Annotated in this window: 23 protein-coding genes; 5 read left to right on the plus strand and 18 right to left on the minus strand. The window is 71.5% G+C overall.

The window, feature by feature from the left end:
• Window positions 1-227: 227 nt before the first annotated feature.
• Genes ligA through AB0I16_RS27325 form a run of 4 tightly spaced genes read right to left on the minus strand, consistent with a single transcriptional unit; the run spans window position 228 to window position 4700 of the window.
• Window positions 228-2411: an NAD-dependent DNA ligase LigA gene (ligA, locus tag AB0I16_RS27310; RefSeq protein WP_363252238.1), complete on the minus strand. Its 2184-nt coding sequence runs from the start codon at window positions 2409-2411 to the stop codon at window positions 228-230.
• Between the two features lie 30 nt (window positions 2412-2441).
• A complete protein-coding gene (locus tag AB0I16_RS27315) occupies window positions 2442-3452 on the minus strand; it encodes a methionine synthase (RefSeq protein ID WP_363252239.1) in 1011 nt (336 codons plus the stop codon).
• Window positions 3449-4147 carry an SDR family oxidoreductase gene (locus AB0I16_RS27320; RefSeq protein WP_363252240.1) on the minus strand — a complete coding sequence of 233 codons (699 nt, stop codon included), beginning with the start codon at window positions 4145-4147 and terminating at the stop codon, window positions 3449-3451. The genes AB0I16_RS27315 and AB0I16_RS27320 overlap by 4 nt, the downstream gene beginning before the upstream one ends.
• 7 nt (window positions 4148-4154) lie before the next feature.
• Window positions 4155-4700 (minus strand): TIGR00730 family Rossman fold protein, encoded by a 546-nt coding sequence (locus tag AB0I16_RS27325; protein ID WP_363252241.1) that lies wholly within the window; start codon window positions 4698-4700, stop codon window positions 4155-4157.
• Between the two features lie 100 nt (window positions 4701-4800).
• Between AB0I16_RS27325 and AB0I16_RS27330 the strand changes: the two genes are divergently transcribed.
• Window positions 4801-5136, plus strand: coding sequence for a DUF427 domain-containing protein (locus AB0I16_RS27330; RefSeq protein WP_363252242.1), 336 nt, complete (start codon window positions 4801-4803; stop codon window positions 5134-5136).
• Here the strand turns inward: AB0I16_RS27330 and AB0I16_RS27335 are convergent.
• Window positions 5117-6151: a helix-turn-helix domain-containing protein gene (locus tag AB0I16_RS27335; RefSeq protein WP_363252243.1), complete on the minus strand. Its 1035-nt coding sequence runs from the start codon at window positions 6149-6151 to the stop codon at window positions 5117-5119. The two genes, AB0I16_RS27330 and AB0I16_RS27335, sit on opposite strands and share 20 nt — an antisense overlap.
• Before the next feature lie 142 nt (window positions 6152-6293).
• Here AB0I16_RS27335 and AB0I16_RS27340 point away from each other — a divergent pair, with 142 nt between their 5' ends.
• Complete coding sequence (locus tag AB0I16_RS27340; RefSeq protein ID WP_363252267.1) at window positions 6294-7229, plus strand: NADP-dependent oxidoreductase; 936 nt, start codon at window positions 6294-6296, stop codon at window positions 7227-7229.
• Window positions 7230-7266: 37 nt separating this feature from the next.
• On the opposite strand, the gene mnmA is transcribed toward AB0I16_RS27340, so the two are convergent.
• Window positions 7267-8406 carry a tRNA 2-thiouridine(34) synthase MnmA gene (gene mnmA, locus AB0I16_RS27345; RefSeq protein WP_363252268.1) on the minus strand — a complete coding sequence of 380 codons (1140 nt, stop codon included), beginning with the start codon at window positions 8404-8406 and terminating at the stop codon, window positions 7267-7269.
• A gap of 67 nt (window positions 8407-8473) precedes the next feature.
• Between mnmA and AB0I16_RS27350 the strand changes: the two genes are divergently transcribed.
• On the plus strand, window positions 8474-9169 hold the full coding sequence (locus tag AB0I16_RS27350) for an N-acetylmuramoyl-L-alanine amidase (protein ID WP_363252244.1): 696 nt from the start codon (window positions 8474-8476) through the stop codon (window positions 9167-9169).
• A 57-nt stretch (window positions 9170-9226) separates the two neighbouring features.
• On the opposite strand, the gene AB0I16_RS27355 is transcribed toward AB0I16_RS27350, so the two are convergent.
• From AB0I16_RS27355 to AB0I16_RS27365, 3 genes are all read right to left on the minus strand, one after another.
• Window positions 9227-10396 carry a cysteine desulfurase family protein gene (locus tag AB0I16_RS27355; protein ID WP_363252245.1) on the minus strand — a complete coding sequence of 390 codons (1170 nt, stop codon included), beginning with the start codon at window positions 10394-10396 and terminating at the stop codon, window positions 9227-9229.
• Between the two features lie 49 nt (window positions 10397-10445).
• The gene (locus AB0I16_RS27360) at window positions 10446-10664 is read right to left on the minus strand and encodes a DUF4190 domain-containing protein (protein WP_363252269.1); all 219 of its coding nucleotides are present in this window, start codon (window positions 10662-10664) and stop codon (window positions 10446-10448) included.
• Between the two features lie 248 nt (window positions 10665-10912).
• Entirely contained in the window at window positions 10913-11068 is a 156-nt protein-coding gene (locus AB0I16_RS27365; protein ID WP_363252246.1) for a hypothetical protein, read from the minus strand.
• 180 nt (window positions 11069-11248) lie between these two features.
• On the opposite strand from AB0I16_RS27365, the gene AB0I16_RS27370 reads away from it, so the two are divergent.
• Window positions 11249-11902 carry a TetR family transcriptional regulator gene (locus tag AB0I16_RS27370; protein WP_363252247.1) on the plus strand — a complete coding sequence of 218 codons (654 nt, stop codon included), beginning with the start codon at window positions 11249-11251 and terminating at the stop codon, window positions 11900-11902.
• An 87-nt stretch (window positions 11903-11989) separates the two neighbouring features.
• Window positions 11990-12835, plus strand: a complete 846-nt coding sequence (locus AB0I16_RS27375; RefSeq protein ID WP_363252248.1) for an alpha/beta fold hydrolase — start codon at window positions 11990-11992, stop codon at window positions 12833-12835.
• Here AB0I16_RS27375 and AB0I16_RS27380 read toward each other — a convergent pair.
• From AB0I16_RS27380 to AB0I16_RS27420, 9 genes are all read right to left on the minus strand, one after another.
• The gene (locus tag AB0I16_RS27380) at window positions 12795-13805 is read right to left on the minus strand and encodes a YafY family protein (RefSeq protein ID WP_363252249.1); all 1011 of its coding nucleotides are present in this window, start codon (window positions 13803-13805) and stop codon (window positions 12795-12797) included. The genes AB0I16_RS27375 and AB0I16_RS27380 overlap by 41 nt on opposite strands.
• Before the next feature lie 184 nt (window positions 13806-13989).
• Window positions 13990-14859, minus strand: coding sequence for a thioesterase family protein (locus AB0I16_RS27385; RefSeq protein ID WP_363252250.1), 870 nt, complete (start codon window positions 14857-14859; stop codon window positions 13990-13992).
• A 63-nt stretch (window positions 14860-14922) separates the two neighbouring features.
• Entirely contained in the window at window positions 14923-15597 is a 675-nt protein-coding gene (locus AB0I16_RS27390) for a trimeric intracellular cation channel family protein (RefSeq protein WP_363252251.1), read from the minus strand.
• Window positions 15598-15702: 105 nt separating this feature from the next.
• Window positions 15703-17094: a M1 family metallopeptidase gene (locus tag AB0I16_RS27395; RefSeq protein ID WP_363252252.1), complete on the minus strand. Its 1392-nt coding sequence runs from the start codon at window positions 17092-17094 to the stop codon at window positions 15703-15705.
• A 121-nt stretch (window positions 17095-17215) separates the two neighbouring features.
• Window positions 17216-18421, minus strand: coding sequence for a dipeptide ABC transporter ATP-binding protein (locus tag AB0I16_RS27400; RefSeq protein ID WP_363252270.1), 1206 nt, complete (start codon window positions 18419-18421; stop codon window positions 17216-17218).
• A gap of 23 nt (window positions 18422-18444) precedes the next feature.
• On the minus strand, window positions 18445-19542 hold the full coding sequence (locus tag AB0I16_RS27405; protein WP_363252254.1) for an ABC transporter ATP-binding protein: 1098 nt from the start codon (window positions 19540-19542) through the stop codon (window positions 18445-18447).
• Window positions 19539-20540: an ABC transporter permease gene (locus AB0I16_RS27410; protein ID WP_363252255.1), complete on the minus strand. Its 1002-nt coding sequence runs from the start codon at window positions 20538-20540 to the stop codon at window positions 19539-19541. The genes AB0I16_RS27405 and AB0I16_RS27410 overlap by 4 nt, the downstream gene beginning before the upstream one ends.
• A gap of 145 nt (window positions 20541-20685) precedes the next feature.
• Window positions 20686-22449, minus strand: a complete 1764-nt coding sequence (locus tag AB0I16_RS27415; RefSeq protein WP_363252256.1) for an ABC transporter substrate-binding protein — start codon at window positions 22447-22449, stop codon at window positions 20686-20688.
• A gap of 102 nt (window positions 22450-22551) precedes the next feature.
• Window positions 22552-23556, minus strand: coding sequence for an ABC transporter permease (locus AB0I16_RS27420; protein ID WP_363252258.1), 1005 nt, complete (start codon window positions 23554-23556; stop codon window positions 22552-22554).
• Window positions 23557-23629: the final 73 nt, after the last annotated feature.

Genomic DNA, 23629 nt, shown 5'->3' on the forward strand with positions numbered 1-23629 from the left:
TCTCGACGAGCAGGCGGTCGCCCCGTCACTCGTTCCGAATAGGGGATGCCCCCTTCCACGCTCTTTGATGAGCAGGAGATGCCCCGTTCGCAGCGGGGCACGGCAGGCGCACACCTCAACAGTAGGCCGCAGAAGGCTTCCGCGGGCAGCGGTCGACCACGGTTGCCCGAATGCGCCCCGGCCACCCTTATGCATCTGGTATGCGCCGAACGGGTGGGCTTCAACCGCTACTCCTCGGTCGGAAGCGCGGATTCCCGTGCCGCGTCGGGTCCTTGCTCCAGCAGGACGGCGAAGCCGGCCTCGTCGAGAACCGGAACCTTCACCTGCATGGCCTTGTCGTACTTCGAACCCGGGTTCTCCCCCACGACGACGAAGGAGGTCTTCTTGGAAACGGAACCGGTCACCTTGGCGCCTTGACTCTGCAACGCCTCTTTCGCGCCGTCCCGCGTGTGGTGTTCGAGCGTCCCGGTGACGACCACCGTCAGACCCTCAAGCGGGCGCGGCCCCTCGTCCTCACCGCTCGACTCCTCCTCCATGCGCACCCCGGCCGCCCGCCACTTGCGGAGGATCTCGCGGTGCCAGTCCTCGGCGAACCACTGCTTGAGGGAGGCCGCGATGACCGGGCCGACGCCGTTGGTCTCCGCCAGCTCCTTCTCGGTGGCCTGATCGATGCGGTCGATGGAGCGGAACTCGCGGGCCAGCGCCTCGGCGGCCACCGGGCCGACATGGCGGATCGAGAGGCCGGTGAGGACGCGGGCGAGCGGGCGGTCCTTGGCCGCCTCGATGTTCTCCAGCATGGCGAGGGTGTTCTTCTTCGCCTCGCCCTTCTGGTTGGCGAAGAAGGTGACGACCTTCTCCTCGCCCGTCTTGGGGTCGCGCTTCGGCAGGCCGGAGTCCTGGTCCAGGACGTAGGACTTGATGGGGAGCAGCTCCTCGACCTTCAGGTCGAAGATGTCGCCCTCGTCGAGGATCGGGGGCCGGGCGGGCTCCAGGGGGCGGGTGAGCGCGGCCGCGGCGACATAGCCGAAGTTCTCGATGTCGAGGGACTTGCGCCCCGCGAGGTAGAAGAGGCGCTCGCGCAACTGGGCGGGGCAGGTGCGGGCGTTGGGGCAGCGGAGGTCGATGTCGCCCTCCTTCATGGGCCGCAGCGCCGTCCCGCACTCGGGGCACTCGGCGGGCATCTCGAACTCCCGCTCGGTGCCGTCCCGCAGGTCCACGACCGGGCCGAGGATCTCCGGGATGACGTCGCCGGCCTTGCGGATCACGACCGTGTCGCCGATGAGGACGCCCTTCTTCTTCACCACCTCCTGGTTGTGCAGGGTGGCGAACTCGACCTCGGAGCCCGCGACCGTGACCGGCTCGACCTGCGCGTACGGCGTGACGCGGCCGGTGCGGCCGACGCCCACGCGGATGTTGACCAGCTTGGTGTTGACCTCCTCGGGCGCGTACTTCCACGCGATGGCCCAGCGCGGGGCGCGCGAGGTGGAGCCGAGGCGGCCCTGGAGCGGGATCTCGTCGAGCTTGACGACGACGCCGTCGATCTCGTGCTCCACGGAGTGGCGGTGCTCCCCGAAGTACGCGATGAAGTCCCGGGCGCCCTGGAGGCCGTCGACGACCTTGTTGTGCCCGGCGGTGGGCAGGCCCCACTCGCGCAGCAGGTCATAGGCGTGGCTGAGGCAGTCGATGTCGAAGCCCTCGCGGGCGCCGATGCCGTGCACGACCATGTGCAGCGGGCGGGTCGCGGTGACGCGCGGGTCCTTCTGGCGCAGCGAACCCGCCGCCGCGTTGCGCGGGTTGGCGAAGGGCTTGTCGCCCGCCTCGACCAGGCGGGCGTTCAGCTCCTCGAACTTCTCCATCGGGAAGAAGACCTCACCGCGGACCTCCACCAGGGCGGGGACGCGGTCGCCCTTGAGGCGTTCGGGGATGTCCGCGATCGTGCGGACGTTCGGCGTGATGTCCTCGCCGGTGCGGCCGTCGCCGCGGGTGGCCGCGCGGGTCAGCCTGCCGTGCTCGTACGTCAGGTTGACCGCGAGGCCGTCGATCTTCAGCTCGCACAGGAAGTGGTACCCCGGCGCGCCCACGTCCTTGGCGACGCGGTCGGCCCAGGCGGCCAGCTCCGCGTCGTCGAATGCGTTGTCGAGGGAGAGCATGCGCTCGCGGTGCTCGACCGCGGTGAACTCCGTCTCGTACGACCCGGAGACCTTCTGGGTGGGCGAGTCGGGCGTACGGAGTTCCGGGTGCTCCTCCTCCAGGGCCTCCAGGGAGCGCAGCAGCTTGTCGAACTCCGCGTCGCTGACGACCGGCTGGTCCTTCACGTAGTACCGGAAGCGGTGCTCCTCGATCTGTTCGGCCAGCTGGGCGTGCTGATCCCGTGCCTCGGCGGGCACAGAGCCTTGCTGTTCGACAGCCACCGTTTCGTCCTCCCGTTACGTCATACCCAATTACTCAGGGTTGTCCGCGAGTGATCTCGCCGCCCTGACGCAGTGGGCGAGCACCTCGCGTGCGTACGCGGGAGATGCCCCCGCGAGTCCGCACGACGGGGTGACCACGACCGACTCCGCGAGCGATCCCGGATTCAGCCCCAGCCTGCGCCACAACGTCCTGACACCCATGACGCTACCGGCAGGGTCTGACAATCGGCCGTCCACGCCCGGCACGACACCGGCGAGGAGCCGCGTGCCGGCCTCGACCGCCTCGCCGATCGCCTCGTCGTCACGCTCGGTGAGCAAGGAGACGTCGCAGGAGACCGCGTCGGCCCCGGCGCGGCGCAGGAGCGCGAAGGGGACGTCGGGGGCGCAGGAGTGGACGACCGTCGGCCCTTCCCCGTGGACGGCGAGGACGTCCCGCAGGGTGCTCTCCACGACCTGCCGGTCCACGGCCCGGTGGGTGCGGTACTCGCTCGCCGTCTTGACCTGTCCGCGCAGCACGGCGATGAGCGAGGGCTCGTCGAGCTGGAGCACCACCTGGGCGCCCGGCACCCTGCGGCGTACGTCGGCGAGGTGCCCGCGCAGGCCCTCGGCGAGGGAGCCCGCGAGGTCGCGGCAGGCCCCGGGGTCGGAGAGTGCTGCCTCGCCGTTCCTGAGTTCGAGCGCGGCGGCGAGCGTCCACGGCCCGACGGCCTGGACCTTCAGCGGGCCCTCGTAGCCCTGGGTGAACTCCTCCAGGGCGTCGAGGTCCTCGCCGAGCCAGGCCCTGGCCCGCCGGGTGTCCCGGCCCGGCCGGTCGCCGATCCGCCAGCCGCTGGGCTCCACGCGCGCGTACAGGTCGACGAGCAGGCCCGCGGTGCGGCCGATCATGTCGGCGCCCGGGCCGCGCCCGGGCAGCTCGGGGAGGTACGGGATGCCCTGCTCGGGCCCCTCGAAGCTGCCGGTGACGGTCTTGGCCGCCTCTCGGGCGTCGCCGCCCGGCATGGACCCGACGCCGGTCGCCGGGCCCCAGGTGTGCGCGGTCATCGTCCGGGCCGCACCGTCAGGTCGTTGACCTCCGCGTCGCGCGGCAGGTCGAGGGCCATGACGATCGTCGTGGCGACCGACTCGGGGTCGATCCAGCGCGAGGCGTCGTACTCCTTGCCCTCCTGCTGGTGGACCTTGACCTGCATGGCGCTCGCGGTGCGGCCGGGGTAGACCGAGGTGACCCGGACGCCGTTGCCGTGCTCCTCCTGGCGCAGGGAGTCCGCGAGGGCCTTCAGGCCGTGCTTGGAGGCCGCGTAGGCCGACCACTCGGGGCTCGCCTTCAGGCCGGCGCCGGAGTTGACGAAGACCACGTGTCCCTGCGCGAGCCGCAGTTGGGGCAGGAAGTGGCGGGTCAGCTCGGCGGGGGCGATGAGGTTGACGTTGAGCTGGTGGCGCCAGGTCTTGGGGGTGAGGTCGCCGACCGGGCCGAGGTCGACGACGCCCGCGATGTGCAGCAGGGAGTCCACGCGCTCGGGCAGCGCCTGGTGGCCGAAGGCCCAGGAGAGCTTGTCGGGGTCGGAGAGGTCGCCGACGAGGGTGCCGGCGCCGGGGAACTCGGCGGCGAGCTCCTTGGCGCGGCCCGCGTCCCGCGCGTGCAGGACGAGATCGTCGCCGCGTGTGTGCAGACGGCGGGCGACGGCCGCGCCGATGCCGGAGCCCGCCCCGGTGATCACATGTGTTGCCATACCCGCCATGCTCGCATCACCGGGTGCCCTGTGATTCCTCCAGGTAGGCCAGGGCGCCGACGGGCTCTTCGGCGAAGAAGACCAGCTCGGTCAGCGGAAGGGGCAGGAACCCCTCGTCCTCCATGCGCCGGAACTGCTCCTTCAGGCCGTCGTAGAAGCCCTCGGAGTTCAGCAGGACGACCGGCTTGGTGTGCTTGCCGTGCTTCTTCAGCTCCAGGATCTCCGTGGCCTCGTCGAGCGTGCCGGTGCCGCCCACCATGATCACGATCGCGTCGGCCTTGGCCAGGAGCAGCGCCTTGCGCTCGGCGAGGTCACGCGCGACGACCATCTCGTGGGGCTCGGCGACCCGCCGCGCCTTGGCGGCGAGGAAGTCCACGGAGACGCCGACGAGCCGCCCTCCCGCCTCCTCGACGCCGTCGGCCACGACCTTCATCAGGCCGCTCTCGGAGCCGCCCCAGACCAGCGTGTGGCCGCCCTTGCCGAGCAGCTCGGCGAACTGGCGGGCCGGGCGGGTGTAGCGGTCGTCGAGGTCGGCGGCGGAGAGGAAGACGCAGATATCCATGGGGCCACGGTACGGTCCGACACTGACAGCACTCACCTCTGACAGCACTCACCGCTGACAGCACTCGCTGCTGACAGCACTCACCGAGGAGGGCGGAGCCATGGCCGCAGGACACCGGATCACCGTCGAGCGGGGCACCCAGCACGTGCGCGTGGTGCACGAGGGGCAGGTCGTGGCGGAGAGCGGGCGCCCGCTGCTGCTGCACGAGACGGGCTGCCCCGTGCGGTACTACCTCCCGCCGGAGGACGTCCGCACCGACCTGCTGACCCCGTCGGACACCACCACGTACTGCCCGTTCAAGGGAACGGCCTCCTACTGGTCACTGCCCGGCTCGGCCGACACGGTCTGGGCCTACCGGGAGCCGAAGCCCGACGTGGCCGGGATCAAGGACCACTTCTGCTTCTACGAGACGGACGTCACCGAGCCGGGGCGGTAGGCACCGGGGCGGCGCGGGCCGCGGGGCCGCCGCCGGCGAACGTCTTGCGGTAGGCGGCCGGTGAGACGCCGAGCACGGCGCGCAGGTGCTGGCGCAGCGAGTTCCCCGTGCCGAAGCCCGCCCGGTGGGCCACCACGTCCACGGGCAGGTCGCTCGATTCGAGCAGCGCCCGGGCCAGCTCGACGCGCTGCGCGGTCAGCCAGCGCCCCGGAGGCATGCCGACCTCCTCCTGGAAGCGGCGTGTGAACGTGCGCAGGCTCATCCGCGCGTGGGACGCCAGCTCGCCGAGGGGCAGCGGCTCGTGGAGCCGTTCGAGCGCCCACGCGCGCGTGGCGGCCGTCGTGGCGAGCGTCGGCTCGGGGACGGGCCGCTCGATGAACTGCGCCTGTCCGCCCTCGCGCCAGGGCGGCACGACGCAGAAGCGGGCCACGCGGTGCGCCACGGCGCTGCCGTGGTCGCGGCGCAGCAGGTGCAGGCAGAGGTCGACGCCGGCGCCGACGCCCGCGGCCGTCAGGACGTCGCCGTCGTCCACGAAGAGGACGTCCTCGTCGAGCGCGACCCGGGGGAAGGTGCGCCGGAAGTGGTCGGCCTCCTTCCAGTGCGTGGTCGCGGGGCGCCCGTCGAGCAGCCCCGCGGCGGCGAGGACGTACGAGGCGGTGCAGAACGACACCCAGCGCGTGCCGGGGCGTACGCGGGCGAGGGCGGCCGCGACCCGCGGGGACAGGGCGCCGTCCGTCGCTCCGTCGCAGAGCCCGGCCGTGGGCGGGATGACGACGGTGTCCGCCTCGGCGAGCGCCTCGGGGCCGTGCTCGGCCATCACCTGGAACCCGGCGTCGGTGCGCACGGGACCGCCGTCCACCGTGCAGACGACGACGTCGTACAGCGGCTGCCCTCCGGCGTCCTGCGCGGCCCCGAAGATCCGTGGCGGGATGCCCATCTCGAAGGCGTACACGCCGTCCAGCGCGAGGACCACCACGCGGTGCCGTCCGTTCCCCGCGGCCATGACCGAATCCATGGCCGAATCCTGTCACATCATGGCCAAACTGCCAGCACTGTGATCGTCCGCGGCGTCGCACGCTGGGTGCCCAAGCCGTCCGGGGGAGTCCGGGACGGCCCGCCCCCGTCACCGTCACCGTCACAGGAGAACCACCATGAAGATGCGTGCCATGAGCCCCCGCGCGTGGGGAGCCGCCGAGAACCTGGTCCCCGTGGAGGTGGACCGTCCCGAGCCCGGCCTCACCGAGATCCTGGTCCGGGTGCACGCGGCGGGCGTCAACCCCGTCGACTGGAAGACGCGCGCGGCGGGCGCCTTCGGCACGTGGGGCGAGACCCCGGTCCTCGGCTACGACGTGTCGGGCGTCGTCGAGGAGGTGGGCCCCGGAGTGACCCTCTACCGCCCCGGCGACGAGGTGTTCGGCATGCCCCGCTTCCCCGAGCAGACCGGCGCGTACGCCGAGTACGTCGCGGCCCCCGCCCGGCGCTTCGCGCCCAAGCCCGCGGGCATCGGCCACGTGGAGGCCGCCGCGCTGCCGCTGGCGGCGCTCACGGCCTGGCAGGGCCTGGTGGAGACGGCCGGACTGCGCGCCGGGCAGCGGGTCCTGGTCCACGCGGCGGCGGGCGGCGTGGGCCACCTGGCCGTGCAGATCGCCAAGGCGCGCGGCGCGTACGTCATCGGCACCGCCCGCGAGGACAAGCACGCCTTCCTGCGCGGCCTCGGGGCCGACGAGACGATCGACTACGCGCGCGTGGACTTCGCCGAGGCCGTCCGGGACGTGGACGTCGTCCTCGACGGCGTGGGCGGCGAGTACGGCGCGCGGTCCCTGGAGGTGATCCGCCCCGGCGGCCACCTGGTGACCCTCCCCGACCCCGGCGGCCTCCCCGACCCCGAGCGGGCACGGGAGCGCGGCGTGCACACGGGCTGGACGCTGGTGGAGCCGGACCGCCTCGGCCTGCTGGAGATCGCCCGTCTGGTGGACGAGGGCAGGCTCCGCGTCGAGATCGACACGGTGCTGCCGCTGGCGGAGGCCGCCAAGGCCCACCTGCGCGGCGAGGAGGGGCGCACGCGCGGCAAGATCGTGCTCCGGGTGGCCTGACGCTCCGCCGTGCCCGGTCCGGGGCGGCCCGGCCCGGTCACACCCCCGCCGTCACCCGTTCCGTCGTCGCGATCGTCGCCGAGCCGACCACGCGCGTGCCGTCGTACAGGACGATCGCCTGGCCGGGGGCGACGCCGCGGACGGGCTCGGCGAAGGCGACCCGCAGTTCCCCTTCGACCAGCTCGGCGGTGACGGGCGTCTCGTCGCCGTGGGCCCGGAGCTGGGCCGTGTACGTGCCGGGGGCGAACGGGGAGGTGCCGCACCAGCGGGGCTTGACGGCCGTCAGGGACGTGACGTCCAGGGACGCGGCCGGGCCGACCGTCACCGTGTTGTTCACCGGGGAGATGTCCAGGACGTAGCGCGGCTTGCCGTCGGGGGCGGGGGTGCCGATGCGGAGGCCCTTGCGCTGGCCGATGGTGTAGCCGTACGCGCCCTCGTGGGTGCCGAGGACCGCCCCGGACTCGTCCACGATGTCGCCCTCGGCCTTGCCGAGCCGGGCGGCGAGGAAGCCCTGGGTGTCGCCGTCGGCGATGAAGCAGATGTCGTGGCTGTCCGGCTTCTTGGCGACCGCGAGGCCACGGCGCTCGGCCTCCGCGCGGATCTCCTCCTTGGTGGTGACCGTGTCGCCCAGGGGGAACATCGCGTGGGCGAGCTGGCGGTCGTCGAGGACCCCGAGGACGTAGCTCTGGTCCTTTGCCATGTCGGAGGCGCGGTGCAGTTCGCGCGTGCCGTCCTCGTTGACGATCACCTTGGCGTAGTGGCCGGTGACGACCGCGTCGAAGCCGAGGGCGAGCGCCTTGTCGAGCAGCGCGGCGAACTTGATCTTCTCGTTGCAGCGCAGGCACGGGTTCGGGGTGCGCCCCGCCTCGTACTCGGCCACGAAGTCCTCGACCACGTCCTCGCGGAACCGCTCGGCGAGGTCCCACACGTAGAACGGGATGCCGATGACGTCCGCGGCGCGGCGGGCGTCGCGGGAGTCCTCGATCGTGCAGCAGCCGCGCGCGCCCGTGCGGAACGACTGCGGGTTCGCCGAGAGCGCGAGGTGCACTCCCGTCACGTCGTGGCCCGCCTCGGCGGCACGGGCGGCGGCGACGGCGGAGTCCACGCCTCCGGACATGGCGGCCAGGACACGGAGGGGGCGCGGGGAGGGCTGTGGGCGCTGCGGGGTCTCGGTCAAAGTCATAGCTTTAACAGAGTACGGGGCTTCGGGAACCGGAAGCCCGTGAGTAAGCGTTGACGATCACATGGGGGCAGAAACCGACGGCGGGAAGAAGCCGGGGCGCGGCGGCATCGACCGGCGCACCCTGCTGATCGGCGGCGCCGTGGCGGTCACGGGCAGCGTGCTGCTCGCCAAGGACGACCTCGACCGGCTGTGGTGGCGGGTGCCGGGCGTGGCGAAGGAGCGCAAGGAGGGCGAGGTCGACGCCAAGGGCGTCCAGTGGACGGCGGCCTCGGACGACAACTGGCGGCGCGCCGACCGCCCCGACGACTACGACGTCGACCGCGTGGTGATCCACGTGGTCCAGGGCGGGTTCGACACGGCGCTGCGCGTCTTCAAGGACCCGGCGCACGGCGCCGCCGCGCACTACGTGATCCGCAAGGACGGGCACATCGCGCAGATGATCCGCGAGCTGGACGTGGCGTTCCACGCGGGCAACAGGAGCTGGAACGAGCGGAGCATCGGCATCGAGCACGAGGGCTTCGTGGACCAGAAGTCCTCGTTCACCGATGAGATGTACGCGGCCTCGGCGCGGCTCACCGCCGGCATATGCAAGAGGTACGACTTCCCGGTGGACCGCGAGCACATCGTCGGGCACGTGGAGGTGCCGGGCACGGACCACACGGACCCGGGGCCCCACTGGGACTGGGACCGGTACATGCGGCTGGTGCGCGAGGCACGGGACCGGCTGGAGAGACCCGCCCGCCCGAAGAAGGCCTAGCGGCCCGCCGCCCGCCGCCCGCCGCCCGCCGCCCGGCGCCCGGCGCCCGGAGAGGCCCTAGCTCAGGCCCGCCGTCCGCGCCCGCTCCACCGCCGGGCCGATCGCCGCGGCCACCGCGTCGACGTCCGCCTTCGTCGACGTGTGGCCGAGGGAGAAGCGCAGGGTGCCGCGCGCCAGGTCGGGGTCGGTGCCCGTGGCGAGCAGGACGTGGCTCGGCTGGGCCACGCCCGCCGTGCACGCCGAGCCCGTGGAGCACTCGATGCCCTGGGCGTCGAGCAGCAACAGAAGGGAGTCGCCCTCGCAGCCGGGGAAGGTGAAGTGCGCGTTGGCGGGGAGCCGGCCACCGGGGGCCGGGTCGCCGCCGAGGACCGCCTCGGGGACGGCCGCGCGGACCGCGGCCACCAGCTCGTCGCGCAGGGCGCCGATCTCGGCGGCGAACCGCTCCCGGTGCCCGGCGGCATACTCCCCCGCCACGGCGAACGCGGCGATGGCGGGCACGTCCAGCGTCCCCGAGCGCACGTGCCGCTCCTGGCCGCCGCCGTGCAGTACGGGCACGGGGCTGTACTCACGGCCGAGCAGCAGCGCCCCGATCCCGTACGGGCCGCCGATCTTGTGTCCGGAGACGGTCGCCGCGGCGAGTCCGGAGGCGGCGAAGTCGACGGGGATCTGGCCAAATGCCTGGACGGCGTCGGCGTGCAGCGGGACGCCGAACTCGGCGGCGACGTCGGCGAGTTCGCGGACCGGCTGGATGGTGCCGATCTCGTTGTTGGCCCACATGACCGTCGCGAGGGCCACGTCGTCGGGGTTCCGCTCGATCGCCTCGCGCAGCGCGCCGGGGTGGACACGGCCGTGCGCGTCGACGGGGAGGTACTCGACGGTGGCGCCCTCGTGCTCGCCGAGCCAGTGGACGGCGTCGAGGACGGCGTGGTGTTCGACGGGGCTCGCGAGGACGCGGGTGCGGGCCGGGCCGGCGTCGCGCCGGGCCCAGTACAGGCCCTTGACCGCGAGGTTGTCGGCCTCGGTGCCGCCGGAGGTGAAGACCACCTCGCTGGGCCGGGCGCCGAGCGACTCGGCGAGGGTCTCGCGGGCCTCCTCGACGGTGCGTCGCGCCCGCCGCCCCGCCGCGTGCAGCGAGGAGGCGTTGCCGGTGACGGCGATCTGCGCGGTCATCGCCGCGATCGCCTCCGGGAGCATCGGAGTGGTCGCTGCGTGGTCGAGGTAGGCCATGGTGGGCACGATTCTACGAGCCGTGCGGCACCCGGTGCCCCCCGCGGTGTCAGCCGGCGACGCTCCAGGACACCGTGCCGTCCATCGCGACGAGCGAGGCGAGCACGATCAGGTCGGCCACGCCGAGGCCGAGGCCGAGCAGCGCGCGCCCCCTGCGGGTGGTGCCGCGGCGCAGGGCCAGGCCCGCGAGGACGATGGCGGCGGGGCCGAGGAAGAGGTTCAGGACCAGCAGTCCGACCAGGCCGAGGACGAAGGAGGCGACGGCCATGCCGTCGGTGTCACGCCGGCCGGTGGGCCGCGGGGCGCGCCCGGAACCGGCACCCTCCTCGGCCCCGCGGGAGCCGGTCAGGGCGCGAGCGGTGTTCGTGGGGTCGGTGTTCGTGGGGTCGGTGTTCGTGCGCTCGTTGGTCGTACGGTCTGCGGTCGTGCGGTCGGCGGTCGTGCGGTCAGCGGTGAGCTGCATGGTTCGACTCCTGTCGGACACGACGGACGGAGGTGTGGCGGCTTCGCGGCGGCTCAGTGGTGGCGCGCGCGGCTGCGCTCGCGGATCGCGAAGACCACGAGCCAGACGCCGATGACGGCGGCGGCGACCAGGGTGACCGGCAGCGGGGCGTGTGCCACGGAACCCATGGCGACACCCAGCAGCAGGAGGGCGGCGACAAGGAAGAGCATGAGATCCCTCTCGATTCGTCGAACCGATGCGGTGCGTGCCGCGTGCGTGCGGCACGTCGTGCTGCGTGCGGACGGACGCGGTCCATCCGGTGAACGGTTGTAGTAACAACTGTTCACTGAGTTCCAGAGTACTCGCTCCCGCGCTTTCAAAACTCGGAGAACAGTTGTTGACTGCATGGCATGAGTCACACGCTCGGCGCCCGGCAGGCCCAGAAGCAGAAGACACGGCAGGCACTCCTGGACGCCGCGCTCCAGCTCCTGGCCGAGCAGAGCCTCAGCAGCCTGGGCCTGCGTGAGGTCACCCGCGCCGCGGGCGTGGCACCCACCGCGTTCTACCGGCACTTCCGCGACACGGCCGATCTCGGCGTGGCCCTCGTCGAGGAGGCGCTGAACAGCCTGCACACCGCCCTCACCGCCCTGCTGGCCGCGACCGGCGAACGCGCGGGCGACGACGACGGCGAGGAGCGCATAGCGGCCACCGTCGAGCTGATCGCCGCCTATGTCCGCGCCCACCCCGCCCACGTCCGCTTCATCGCCCGCGAGCAGCACGGCGGCGTGCAGCCGGTGCGGGCCGCGATCCGCGGGCAGCTCGCGCTGTTCGCGCAGGAGGTGAAGGAGCAGTTCGCCCGCGAGCCCGAGGCGGCCGACTGGGCCGAGGACGATCTGCTGATGCTCGCGGGGATGTACGTCGACCACATGGTGATGACCGCATCGGCGCTGATGGAGGCCGGGGGCGACCCCGAAGCCGCCGCGCGGGTCGCGGCCACGGCACGCCGGCAGCTCCGCCTCGTCAGCCTGGGCCGCCGCCACTGGCTGGACGAGCGCCCCGCGTGAGGCCCGGCGAGCACTCGGCGCCCCCGCGACGGGGGACGCGTCCGCACGGGTGTCTCCTCGCGTAAGGAGTGACTACCCTCAGCGCTCATGACCTCCGCGCGTGACACCTGGACCCTCGACCGCACCTTCGCCGGCCCGTCGGGCGCCGTCCGCTGGGCGGCCCTCGGCCCCGCCGACGCCCCGCCCGTGGTCCTCGTCCACGGCACGCCCTTCTCGTCGTACGTCTGGCGGGGCGTCGCCCGCGCCCTCTCGGGCGAGCACCGCGTGTACGTGTGGGACCTGCCCGGATACGGCGCATCGGAGATGCGGGAGGAGCAGGACGTCTCGCTCGCCGCGCAGGGCCGCGTGCTCGCCGAACTGCTCGGCCACTGGGGCCTCGAACGGCCCGCCGTCGTCGCCCATGACTTCGGCGGCTGCGTCGCCCTGCGCGCACGGCTGCTGCACGGCGCCCGCTACGACCGCCTCGCGCTCGTCGACCCGGTCGCCCTCGCCCCCTGGGGCACGGCCACCTACCGTCTCCTCGGCGCCAACGCCGCGGTGTTCGCGCAGCTCCCGCCCGAGCTGCACGAGGCTCTCGTGCGCGAGTACGTGCGGTCGGCGAGCCACCGGGGACTGCACCCCGCGGTGCTCGACCGCCTGGTGGAGCCCTGGTGCACCGAGGAGGGCAGGCCCGCGTTCTACCGCCAGATCGAGCAGAACGGCCAGCGCCACACCGACGAGATCCAGGGCAGGTACGGCGAGCTGGACCTGCCCGTACTGATCTGCTGGGGTGCGCGGGACACCTGGATTCCGCCCGAGCGCGGCCACGAGCTGGCCTCGGCGATCCCCGGCGCGGAGCTGCGCCTGATCGAGGGCGCCGGTCATCTCGTCCAGGAGGACGCGCCCGCCGAACTCACCGCGGAGCTGGCCCGGTTCCTGCGGGGCGACCGGTGACCGCGGGGGCGTCCGGGCCGTACAGGCGGGTGACCGCGGCCGCCGCCGCGGCCAGTTCGTCGCGCACCTCGGGCGGTGAGAGGACCTCGACGTTGTCGGCGAAGGGCAGCAGCATCCGTGCCTCGCCGGGCACGCCGTAGGCGAGGCGGACCGTCACCCACTCCCCCGTTCCCTCGGCGTCGACGACCTCGGTGACCGCGCTTCCGTTCATCCGCAGGAACTGGTCGAAGCGGGTGCGCCGGACGCGGGCCGTCACGTCGATGCCGCCGGGGCGGTCCTCCACCTGGCGCTTCAACAGCGCCCATACGTCGGGGAGTTCCACCCCCGGCCGCCGGACGACCGGCGCCTCGGTGAGGCGCGCCGAGCGGATGCGGTCGGCGCGGAAGAGCCGCGGGGCGCCGTCGAGGTCGGCGACGAGGTACCAGACGCCGGCCTTGGAGACGAGGCCGTACGGATCGACGGTGTAGCGCCGGGGCTCCGCGTCGCCGCTGTGCCGGTAGCACAGGCCGAGCCGCCGGTCCGCGAAGACCGCGTCCCGCAGGGCCTCCAGGTCGGCGCCGGCCTCCGGGCCCCGGAGCCAGCGCGAGGCGTCGACGAGGATGCGGCGGCTCGTCACCTCGGCGGCCGGGCGGTGCGGTGCCGGGAGCGCCGCCATGACCTTGCGCAGGGCGGAGCCGAGCGCCGCGTCCAGGCCGAGCGCGGCGTGCGCCCCCCGGGCGGCGAGGACGAACAGGGCCCGCGACTCGTCGGCGGTCAGCCCCGTCACGTCGGTGCGGTAGCCGGCGAGCAGTTCGATGCCGCCGTGCCGCCCGCGCTCGGCGTAGACCGGGACGCCGGAGGCGGAGAGGGCCTCGACGTCCCGGTAGATGGTGCGGACGGACACCTCAAGGCGCTCGGCCAGCTCGTGCGCGGGCACCCGGCCCCGCGTCTGGAGCAGCAGGAGGATGGAGAGCAGCCGGTCGGACTTCACCGCGCAAGCATCCCCCACGGCGACCCGCGCCCCACGAACACCACCGGGCCACCAGCTTCAGCCCGGCCCGGCCCAGCCCAGCCCCACGAACACCACCGGGCCACCAGCCCCAGCCCGGCCCTGCCCAGCCCGCCCAGCCCGCCCAGCCACACGAGCACCACCGGACCCGAGGGCCCGGCAGTCCTCAGCTCAGCCGGACCCGCGCCAGCTGTCGCGACTGGGCGACCAGGCGCTCCTCGCTGTCCCAGACCTCCGCGTCCTCCTCCAGGAAGCCGCCCGCGAGGTTGCGCGTGGTGATCGCGACGCGCAGCGGTCCGGGGGCCGGGCGGTGGCGGACGTGCGCCGTGAGTTCCACGGTCGGCACCCAGCCGGTCAGGCCCATCTCGAACGCGGTCGGCGGCAGCGCGTCCACCGCGAGCAGCAGCGAGAGCGGGTCCGCGTCCCTGCCGTCCGCGAGGCCGAACCAGGCCCGCATCTCGCCCTTCCCCGAGGGCTGCCCCAGCGCCCAGCCGAGCGTGGCGGGGTCCAGCTTGAGGAACAGCCGGTCGGCGATGGCCGAGCTGCCGGGGACGGGGCGGTCGCCGGGGGCGTCCTGCGCGCCGAAGCACTGGTCGAGCGGCGGGATCGCGGGCGGCCGCGCGGTGGTGCGGACGTCGTCGGGGAGCGCGTCGAGGTCCCCGTACGAGGCGAGCACGCGGATGCGCTCGATCTCGCGGCCCTCGTCGTCGTACTGGAAGAGGGAGGCCTGTCCGGTGGAGAGCGTGCGGCCCGCGCGCACCACGTCCGTGCGGATCACGGCGGGGCCGGGGCTCGACGCGGTGAGGTAGTGCGCGGAGATGGTGAAGGGGTCGGCGTGCGGCAGGGCGTCGGCGAGCGCGCGGCCGATGACGGCCAGGAGGTAGCCGCCGTTGACGGCGCTGATGATCGTCCACCCGGCGGAGAGTTCGATGTCGTACACGCCGGGCCCGCGCCGGGTGACCGCGGTGTCGCGGTCGAACTCGCTGTCGCCGATGCTCGCGGGGACCACTGCGGGTATTGATGCTGCCGTTGCCATGGCAGCAACGTACAACATGCGATTACTGAGCGGTAGCTTTTCCTTGATGGGGGCCGCGGTCTCCTACGGCGTCTCGTCCGCGTCCGCCTCCACCGCCGTCGAGCGGCGGTTCCAGGCCCGCGGGGCCCGCCAGTGGTAGCGCATCGCGAGGAGCCTGAGCGTGAACGCCGTCAGGATGGCGATGGAGGTGGTCAGGGCCGACAGCTTCTCGTAGTGGATGCAGAGGGCGACCATCGCGGCGCCGACGATCGCGGGCACGGCGTACAGGTCGCGGTCCCAGCGCACGAGCGAGGGCACCTCGTTGGCGACGATGTCGCGCAGCACGCCGCCGCCCACCGCGGTCATCAGTCCGAGGGCGGCCGACGCGGTGAGGCCGAGGCCGTAGTCGTACGCCTTGGTCGTACCGGTGACGCAGAACAGGCCGAGCCCGGCGGCGTCGAAGATGTTCACCGCGAGCTGGGTGCGCTCCACCTCCGGGTGGAGGAAGAAGACCAGGAGGGCCGCGAAGAGGGGGGTGATGAAGTAGCCGAGGTCGGTGAAGGCGGCCGGCGGGACCGCCCCGATGACCAGGTCGCGGAAGAGTCCGCCGCCGAGCGCGGTGACCTCGGCGAGCACGGCGATGCCGAAGACGTCGAAGTTCTTGCGCACGGCGAGCAGCGCGCCGGAGATCGCGAAGACGAAGATTCCCACGATGTCGAGCGCGTGCTGGACGGTGGGGGTGAACAGATCCAGGAGCACGCGCCATTCTTACCCGAGCGCGCCCCGCCCCCTCCGCCACCCTCACCCGCCCCTCCCTGCCTCCGCCCCCCCGCCCCGGGCCTCCACGGGCGCGTGCGCGGCGGCCTAGCCGAGCGCCGGCTTGCCCCGGGTGAAGAGCCAGGTGCGGAAGAGTTCGTCGAGCTGCTCCCCGGAGACCCGCTCGGCGAGCCGGACGAAGTCGGCGGTGCTGACGTTGCCGTACCGGTTCTGCTTCACCCAGGTCCTCAGGAGCCTGAAGAAGTCCTTGTCGCCGATGCGCTCGCGCAGGACCTGGAGCGTCATCGCGCCGCGCTGGTAGACGGCGGAGGAGAACATCGTGTCGCGCTGCGGGTCGCCGACGACGGTCTGCCAGAACGGCGAGCCGGCGGGGCGCGCGTCGTACGCGGCGAGGAAGGACTCATGGGCGCTCGCGCGGCCCTTGTGCTCGTTCCAGAGCCAGGGCGCGTAGGTCGCGAAGCCCTCGTTGAGCCAGATGTCGCTCCACTTGTCGACCGTGACCGAGTCGCCGAACCACTGATGGGCCAGTTCGTGGACGATCGTCCCCTCGGAGCGCACGGCCGAGTAGACCGGCTTGGTCTGGGTCTCCAGGGAGTACCCGGCCTGCGGGAGGTCGTCGACGATCGCGCCGGTCTCCTCGAAGGGGTACGGCCCGAAGACCTTCGACCAGTGGTCGGTGACCTCGGCCGTGACGTCGTACACGTCGACGTCGCCCGCCGGCAGCGCGGGGTCGACGGCCACGTAGATGGGCGTGCCCCCGGGCGTCCTCCCCTTCCGTACGTCGAACTTGCCGATGGTGGCGGTCGCGAGGTAGGTCGCCATCGGCTTGGACTCCCGCCAGTGGGCGACGGTGTGGCCGCCCTTGGTGGACGTGCCGACCAGCCGGCCGTTGGAGACCGCGGTCAGCCCCTTGGGTGCCGTGATCCGGATGTCGAAGGCGGCCTTGTCCGAGGGGTGGTCGCTGCCGGGGAACCAGGTCGAGGCGGCGTTGGGCTCGCAGGCGACGAAGACGCCGTCGGGGGTCTTCATCCAGCCGTAGTCGGAGCCGAAGACGATGGGGCCGCTGAGCGGTTCGGGCACTCCGCCGTAGGCGACGCTCACCTCGAACGTCCGGTTCTCGCGCAGGGACTCGCGCGGCGTGACGCGGATCTCGTCGCCTTCGCGCGTGAAGCGGGCCCGTCTGCCGTTCACCTCGACCCGGGTGACGGTGAGCTTCTGGAGGTCGAGGCCGAAGGAGGAGAGGTGCCGGGTGGCGCGCGCGGTGATCGTGGCGCGGCCGTCGAGCCGGTCGGTGTCCGGTTCGTAGGCGAGGTCGAGGGCGTAGTGGCGTACGTCGAAACCACCGTTGCCGAGCTTCGGGAAGTACGGGTCGCCGACGCCGTCCGCGCCGGGGTGGGGCGCGGGGGCGGCGGCGATCAGACAGAACGAGAGCGCCGCGGTCGCGAGCGCGCCCAGACGTGCCGAACGGGAGAGTGCCATGAGTCTTCCCTTCGAACGCGTTCCGATGGGGTGTCCGCCGGAACGGACACGCAGACTCTGCACTCTCCCGTCAGGGCATGTACATGACCCGGGGCGCGTACTTCGTCCGGGTCAAGTTGCCCTAGCCGTCGGTCGACTTCTGACCCTTGTCCTTCACGACGGCGTCCTTCGCGACCTCAGGCTTCGCGACCTCAGGCTTCGCAGCCGCGGGCTTCGCGGCCTCGGGCTTCGCCTCCTCCGCCTTGGCGACCACCGACACCACCTCGATCGCCTCCTTGGCGTCCGAGAGGAGCTTGGTGTCCTCGGGCGCCTGGTCCTCGGCGTTCTCCGGGTGGTGGCACGCCACCTGGTGCCCCGTGGCGAGCGTCGCCAGCGGCGGCTCCTTGGTCTTGCAGATCTCCGTCGCCTTCCAGCACCGCGTGTGGAAGCGGCAGCCGGTCGGCGGGTCGATCGGCGAGGGGACGTCGCCGCGGAGCAGGATGCGCTCGCTCTTGAGGCCGCGCCGCTTGGGGTCGGGCACCGGCACGGCGGAGAGCAGCGCCTTGGTGTACGGGTGCATGGGGGTGGAGTAGAGGTCCTTGCGGTCCGCGAGCTCCACGATCTTGCCGAGGTACATCACCGCGATGCGGTCGGAGACGTGCCGGATGACCGACAGGTCGTGCGCGATGATCACGTACGTGAGGCCGAGCTCGTCCTGGAGGTCGTCCAGGAGGTTGACCACCTGGGCCTGGATGGAGACGTCGAGGGCCGAGACCGGCTCGTCGGCCACCACCAGCTTGGGCCGCAGGGCGAGCGCCCGCGCGATGCCGATGCGCTGGCGCTGGCCGCCGGAGAACTCGTGCGGGTAGCGGTTGTAGTGCTCGGGGTTGAGCCCGACGCGCTCCAGCATCTCCTGCACGGTCTTCTTCACGCCGCCCTCGGGCTTGACGCCCTGGAGCTTGAAGGGCGCGCCGACGATCGTGCCGATCGTGTGCCGCGGGTTCAGCGACGAGTACGGGTCCTGGAAGATCATCTGGACGTCGCGGCGCAGCGGGCGCATGCCGCCGGTGTTCAGATGCGTGATGTCCGTGCCCTCGAACTCGACACGGCCGCCGGTCGGTTCGAGGAGCCGGGTGATGAGCCGGCCCATCGTCGACTTGCCGCAGCCCGACTCGCCGACCACGCCGAGCGTCTCGCCGGGCCGCACGTCGAAGGTGAGCCCGTCGACCGCCTGCACGGCCGCGACCTGGCGCTGGAGCAGCCCCTTCTTGATGGGGAAGTGCTTCACCAGGCCGTCGACCTTGAGCAGCGGCTCGGGGGAGCTCTTCGCCTGCGCCGGGATCGTCATCTCCTGGCCCTTCACGTCATCGTTCACAGCTTCGGCGCAATCTCTTCGGTCCAGATCCGGGTGCGCTCTTCCTGCGGCATGTGGCAGGCGGAGTAGTGCCCGTCGGCCACGAGGCGCAGCTCGGGGCGCTCACGGCGCGTGATCTGGTCCTTGGGGACGTCCGCGTAGGGGCAGCGCGGGTTGAAGGCGCAGCCGCTCGGCAGGTTGATCAGGCTGGGCGGGGAGCCCTTGACCGGGATGAGCCGCTCGGTCTCCTCGCGGTCGATGCGGGGCATCGAGCCGAGCAGACCCCAGGTGTAGGGGTGCTGGGGCTCGTAGAAGACCTTCTCCGCGGGGCCGCGCTCCACGCACCGGCCGCCGTACATGACCAGGAGTTCGTCGGCCATCTCGGCGACGACGCCCAGGTCGTGCGTGATCATGATGACGGCGGAGCCGAACTCCTTCTGCAGGTCCCTGATGAGGTCGAGGATCTGCGCCTGGACGGTGACGTCGAGGGCGGTGGTCGGCTCGTCGGCGATGAGCAGCTCGGGGTTGTTGACGAGCGCCATGGCGATCATCGCGCGCTGGCGCATGCCGCCGGAGAACTCGTGCGGGTAGGAGTCCACGCGCTTGTCCGGCTGCGGGATGCCCACGCGGTCGAGCATCTCGACGGCCCGCTTGCGGGCGGTCTTCTTGTCGACGTCGTTGTGGACCCGGTACGCCTCGGTGATCTGCTTGCCGATGGAGTAGTACGGGTGCAGCGCGGACAGCGGGTCCTGGAAGATCATCGCCATCTCGCGCCCGCGCAGCTTGCGCACGGTGTCGGGGTCGGCGCCGAGCAGCTCCTGGCCGTTGAGCCAGATCTCGCCGGAGATCTGCGCCCTGCGGGCGCCGTACTGGCCCGCGGTGTGCAGACCGAGGATGCCGAGCGAGGTGACCGACTTGCCGGAGCCGGACTCGCCCACGATGCCGAGGGTCTTGCCCTTCTCCAGCGAGAAGTTGAGGCCGTCGACGGACTTGACCAGGCCGTCGTCGGTCGGGAAGTGCACCTTGAGGTCGCGCACCTCAAGGAAGGCGGAGGGAGCGGCGGAGTCGGCGACGGGCTCGCCCACCGCGGCTCCGCTCTTGGACAGTTCGGTCATCCCAGCCTCACTCGCGGGTCGATGACGGCGTACAGAAGGTCGACGACGAGGTTGGCCACGGCGATCGCGAGCGCCGCGCACAGGGTGACGCCGAGGATGACGGGCAGGTCCTTGCTGCTGATGGCCCTGACCGCCTCCAGGCCGAGGCCCGGCAGGTTGAACGTGGACTCGGTGAGCACGGCGCCGCCCATCAGGACACCGAGGTCGAGGCCGAAGACCGTGAGGATCGGGGTCATCGCGGAGCGCAGCGCGTGCTTGCGGATGACGACGCCCTCGGTGAGGCCCTTGGCGCGCGCGGTGCGGATGTAGTCCTCGCCCAGCACTTCCAGCATGGTGGCGCGGGTGAGGCGGGCGTACATCGCGGCGTTGAGGAAGGCGAGCACGATCCACGGCAGGATCAGCGTCTGGAACCAGACGTCGATCGAGTCGTCGGTGCTGAGGCTGTCCGCGATCTTCACCCAGCCGAGGTTGTGGACGAAGACGCCCATCGCGATCATGCCGGTGAAGAAGACGGGGAGCGAGACACCGCCGAGGGCGGTGGTCATCGCGGCGCGGTCCCAGATGGTGCCGCGGCGGAGTGCGGAGACGACGCCGGTGGCGACACCGCCCGCGAGCCAGAGCACACAGGCTCCGGCGGCGAGGGCGCCGGTGACGGGCAGCGCGTCCTTGAGGGTCTCCCAGACGGGGGCCTCGGTACGGAAGGAGTAGCCGAAGCAGGGCGCCGGGCAGTGCGTGACGTCGCTGCCGTTGGCGTAGTCGCGCCCCATCGGGATGCCCTTGACGAAGTCCCAGAACTGGACGAGCAGCGGGTCGCTGAGACCCAGTTTGGTCCGGATGCCCTCGATCTGCTCGGCTCCGGTGGCCTTGCCGGCGAAGAGGACGGCGATGTCCTGTCCCGCCCACTTGGGCAGCATGAAGAAGACGGTGAAGGTCGCGAGCAGTACGACCAGCACCATGATGATTACGGCGATCAGGCGCCGGATGAGATAAGCAAGCACTGTGCGCGGCCCGGCGGTGGCCGGAACCCCCTTGTGAGGGGTCCCGGCCACCGCCCGGGGCCATCACCTGCCCTTCGGACTGGCGGGATTCGGCGGCGGTGTTCGTTCAACTACGGGTACTGCCAACTACGGGTACTGCGGGGTCCTACTTCACGACGCCGAGGGAGACGTAGTCGTAACGGCCGTTGTAGCCGTCGGACATGTAGGCGTTGGTCAGCCGCGGTCCGCGCCAGGTGATGTTCTTCTCGTAGAGGAAGGGCATCCAGTCGGCGTTGTCGAGGATCTTCTTGTCGAGCTCCTTGTAGATCTCGCCCGCCTTGACCGGGTCGGTCTCCGCGATCGCCTTGTCGAAGAGGCCGTCGACCTTCTTGTCCTTGATCTGCGACTCGTTGTAGTTGCCGGTCGGGTTCAGGAAGCGGCTGTCGAACAGCGGCTGCGCGTAGCCCTGGCCGGACGGGAAGTCCGGGCCCCAGCCGCTCATCGTCATGCCGTAGCCGCGCTTCTTCACGACGGAGGGCGAGCCGGTGATGCTGGAGGTGTCGGCGCCGTCGAGGGCGTCGACCTCGACGTTGATGCCGGCCTTCTTCAGCTGCGCCTGGAGGGCCTCGGCGGCGTCGACCTCACCCGGGTTGTTGTTGCGGGCGGTCAGCTTGGTGGAGAAGCCGTTCGGCTTGCCGCACTGCTTCAGCTCGTCCTTGGCCTTGGCGATGTCCGGCTTGCCCTTGCGCTCCAGGACGCCGTACGGGTCGTAGTCGCTGTAGCCCGGGATCGCCTTCGGGAAGGTGCTGTTGGCGATGTCGCCGGCCGCGACCTTGCCGCCGCGGGTCTGCTGGAGGCTCGCGAAGTCGGTGGCGTAGAAGACGGCCTTGCGGCAGTGGACGTCGTCGAAGGGCTTCGCCGTGTGGATCAGGGCGACGTAGCGCACGAAGGACGTGTGCATGTTGTCGACGCTGTCACGGTGGTCCGACACGGCGGTGACGCGGCCGGACTGGGTCATGCCCGTGCCGTTGAGGTCGAGGTCGTAGTCGCCCTCCATCAGCTTCTTGTCGTTCTCCTCCAGGTTGGCGGAGATCGTCACGTCGATCTTGTCGGGCAGCGCCGCGCGGACCGGGTCCGAGGACTTCTTCCACTTGTCGTTGCGGACGAGGACGATCTTCTTGCCGGCCTTGTACGTCTGGAACTTGTACGGGCCCGCGGAGAACGGCCGCTGGGTGTACTTCGCCTTGGTGTCCTTCTCCTTCTTCACCGGGGAACCGGTGGGCATGGCGAGGAACTGCTCGAAGTCACCGTTGCGCTTGGGCAGCTTGAAGACGATGGTCTGGTCGTCGGGCGTCTCGATCGCGGCCAGACCCTCCTTCGAGGTGTCCTTGTACGGGCCCTTGTACTTGCCCTTGGGGTCGAGCGTCTGCTTGATGTAGCCCGGGCCGCCGGTGATGGTGTCCGTCGCCCAGATGCGCTCGATGCCGTACTTGACGTCCTTGGAGGTCAGCTTCGAGCCGTCCTCCCACGTCAGACCATCACGCAGCTTGTACGTGTAGGTCTTGCCGTCGTCCGAGATCTTCGCCGTGGAGGTGGCGAGGTCCGGGACCAGCTTGGTGCCCGCCTTGCCCGGCTTGGTGTCGTACGTGACGAGCTGACGCGTGTAGAAGCGCATGAAGTCCCACGTCATGCCGTAGTACGCGCGCTGGGGGTCGGCCGAGTCGAGGTCCTGCTTGCCGACCATCCTCAGCGTGCCCCCCTTCTTCGTCGAGGGGTTGGCGACCTTGTTCAGCGCGGCGTTGTAGCCGGCACCCTTCGAGTCACCGTCTCCGTCACCGTCACCGCCGCCGCACGCCGTGGTGGTCACCAGCGCCGCGACCACGAGGGCCGCACCAGCGGTGAGCCGTCGTTTCGAGGAAACTGTGGGCATTTTCTCGTAACCTCCGAGATTCGCGGTCCCTGGCCATGTGCTGCCTGAGAACCATGGGTAGAGCCACCTGACATGCGGCAGGGGCAAGTCAGTCGGGGACTTCTAACGCGTCCCCTTCGGGTCGAGCGCGTCCCGCAGCCCGTCGCCGAAGAGGTTGAAGGCCAGCACGGTGATGAAGATCGTCACGCCGGGGAAGACCATGAACATCGGGTCGTGCTCATACGTTTCGAGCGCGTCGCGCAGCATGCCGCCCCAGGAGGCCGTCGGCGGCTTCACACCGGCACCGAGGAAGCTCAGGGCCGCCTCCGTGAGGATGTTGGTCGGGATCATCAGCGTCGCGTAGACGGTGATCGGCGCGACCAGGTTGGGCAGCAGTTCGCGGAAGAGGATGTGGCGCTTGCCGCCGCCGAGGCTGCGGGCCGCCTCGACGTACTCGCGCTCACGGAGCGAGAGGGTCTGCCCTCTGACGATGCGTCCGACGTACGGCCAGCCGAAGAAGCCGATGACCAGGACGAGGATCGCGACGCGCACGCTCGTGCCGGTCAGGCCGAGCAGGTCGTCGGGGAGCACGGAGACCAGGGAGATGATGAAGAGGAGCTGCGGGAAGGAGAGCAGCACGTCCATCACGCGGCTGATGAGGGCGTCGACCCAGCCGCCGAAGTAGCCGGCGATGATGCCGAAGAGGGTGCCGAGCGCCACGGCGACGATGGCCGCGAGGAACGCCACGAGGAGTGAGATCCGGGCGCCGTAGACGATGCGGCTGAAGACGTCGCGGCCCTTGTTGGGCTCTACGCCGAAGAGGAAGTCGCTGCTCACACCGCCGAGCGCGCCCTTGGGCAGGTTGGTCAGCTCGTCGAGCTTGTCCTGGTGGAAGTCGTTGGGCGGGTGCCCCAGCAGGCCCACGATCAGGGGCGCGAAGACAGCGACCAAGACCAGGAAAACCACGGTGATGCCGCCCGCGAGGGCGACCTTGTCCCGCTTCAGGCGGTTCCAGGCGATCTGCTTGAGGGACCGACCCTCGACCTTCTTCACCCCTGCATCAACTGCGGGAGCGACGTCCTCGGTCGGGTCCGCGTCCGCAGGTGTGTCATGCAATGGTGCCGTCATCGTGGCAGGGACCCCTCTCAACCGGCGGTGGCCGGCCCGCACTTGCCGCTGTAGCGACGTGATCAGTCCGTCG

The organism is Streptomyces sp. NPDC050703 (assembly GCF_040654435.1).
Classification (GTDB): Bacteria; Actinomycetota; Actinomycetes; order Streptomycetales; family Streptomycetaceae; genus Streptomyces.

What these genes read in the sequence shown, in the direction of transcription:
- AB0I16_RS27420 (WP_363252258.1), bottom strand. Translation starts at nt 23,556, where the DNA reads ATGACGGCACCATTGCATGACACACCTGCGGACGCGGACCCGACCGAG.
- AB0I16_RS27330 (WP_363252242.1), top strand. Translation starts at nt 4,801, where the DNA reads ATGGCCGCAGGACACCGGATCACCGTCGAGCGGGGCACCCAGCACGTG.
- AB0I16_RS27335 (WP_363252243.1), bottom strand. Translation starts at nt 6,151, where the DNA reads ATGGATTCGGTCATGGCCGCGGGGAACGGACGGCACCGCGTGGTGGTC.
- AB0I16_RS27400 (WP_363252270.1), bottom strand. Translation starts at nt 18,421, where the DNA reads ATGACGATCCCGGCGCAGGCGAAGAGCTCCCCCGAGCCGCTGCTCAAG.
- AB0I16_RS27340 (WP_363252267.1), top strand. Translation starts at nt 6,294, where the DNA reads ATGCGTGCCATGAGCCCCCGCGCGTGGGGAGCCGCCGAGAACCTGGTC.
- AB0I16_RS27315 (WP_363252239.1), bottom strand. Translation starts at nt 3,452, where the DNA reads ATGACCGCGCACACCTGGGGCCCGGCGACCGGCGTCGGGTCCATGCCG.
- AB0I16_RS27385 (WP_363252250.1), bottom strand. Translation starts at nt 14,859, where the DNA reads ATGGCAACGGCAGCATCAATACCCGCAGTGGTCCCCGCGAGCATCGGC.
- AB0I16_RS27320 (WP_363252240.1), bottom strand. Translation starts at nt 4,147, where the DNA reads ATGGCGGGTATGGCAACACATGTGATCACCGGGGCGGGCTCCGGCATC.
- AB0I16_RS27365 (WP_363252246.1), bottom strand. Translation starts at nt 11,068, where the DNA reads ATGCTCTTCCTTGTCGCCGCCCTCCTGCTGCTGGGTGTCGCCATGGGT.
- AB0I16_RS27355 (WP_363252245.1), bottom strand. Translation starts at nt 10,396, where the DNA reads ATGGCCTACCTCGACCACGCAGCGACCACTCCGATGCTCCCGGAGGCG.
- AB0I16_RS27350 (WP_363252244.1), top strand. Translation starts at nt 8,474, where the DNA reads ATGGGGGCAGAAACCGACGGCGGGAAGAAGCCGGGGCGCGGCGGCATC.
- AB0I16_RS27370 (WP_363252247.1), top strand. Translation starts at nt 11,249, where the DNA reads ATGAGTCACACGCTCGGCGCCCGGCAGGCCCAGAAGCAGAAGACACGG.
- AB0I16_RS27325 (WP_363252241.1), bottom strand. Translation starts at nt 4,700, where the DNA reads ATGGATATCTGCGTCTTCCTCTCCGCCGCCGACCTCGACGACCGCTAC.
- AB0I16_RS27360 (WP_363252269.1), bottom strand. Translation starts at nt 10,664, where the DNA reads ATGGCCGTCGCCTCCTTCGTCCTCGGCCTGGTCGGACTGCTGGTCCTG.
- AB0I16_RS27395 (WP_363252252.1), bottom strand. Translation starts at nt 17,094, where the DNA reads ATGGCACTCTCCCGTTCGGCACGTCTGGGCGCGCTCGCGACCGCGGCG.
- AB0I16_RS27415 (WP_363252256.1), bottom strand. Translation starts at nt 22,449, where the DNA reads ATGCCCACAGTTTCCTCGAAACGACGGCTCACCGCTGGTGCGGCCCTC.
- AB0I16_RS27405 (WP_363252254.1), bottom strand. Translation starts at nt 19,542, where the DNA reads ATGACCGAACTGTCCAAGAGCGGAGCCGCGGTGGGCGAGCCCGTCGCC.
- AB0I16_RS27375 (WP_363252248.1), top strand. Translation starts at nt 11,990, where the DNA reads ATGACCTCCGCGCGTGACACCTGGACCCTCGACCGCACCTTCGCCGGC.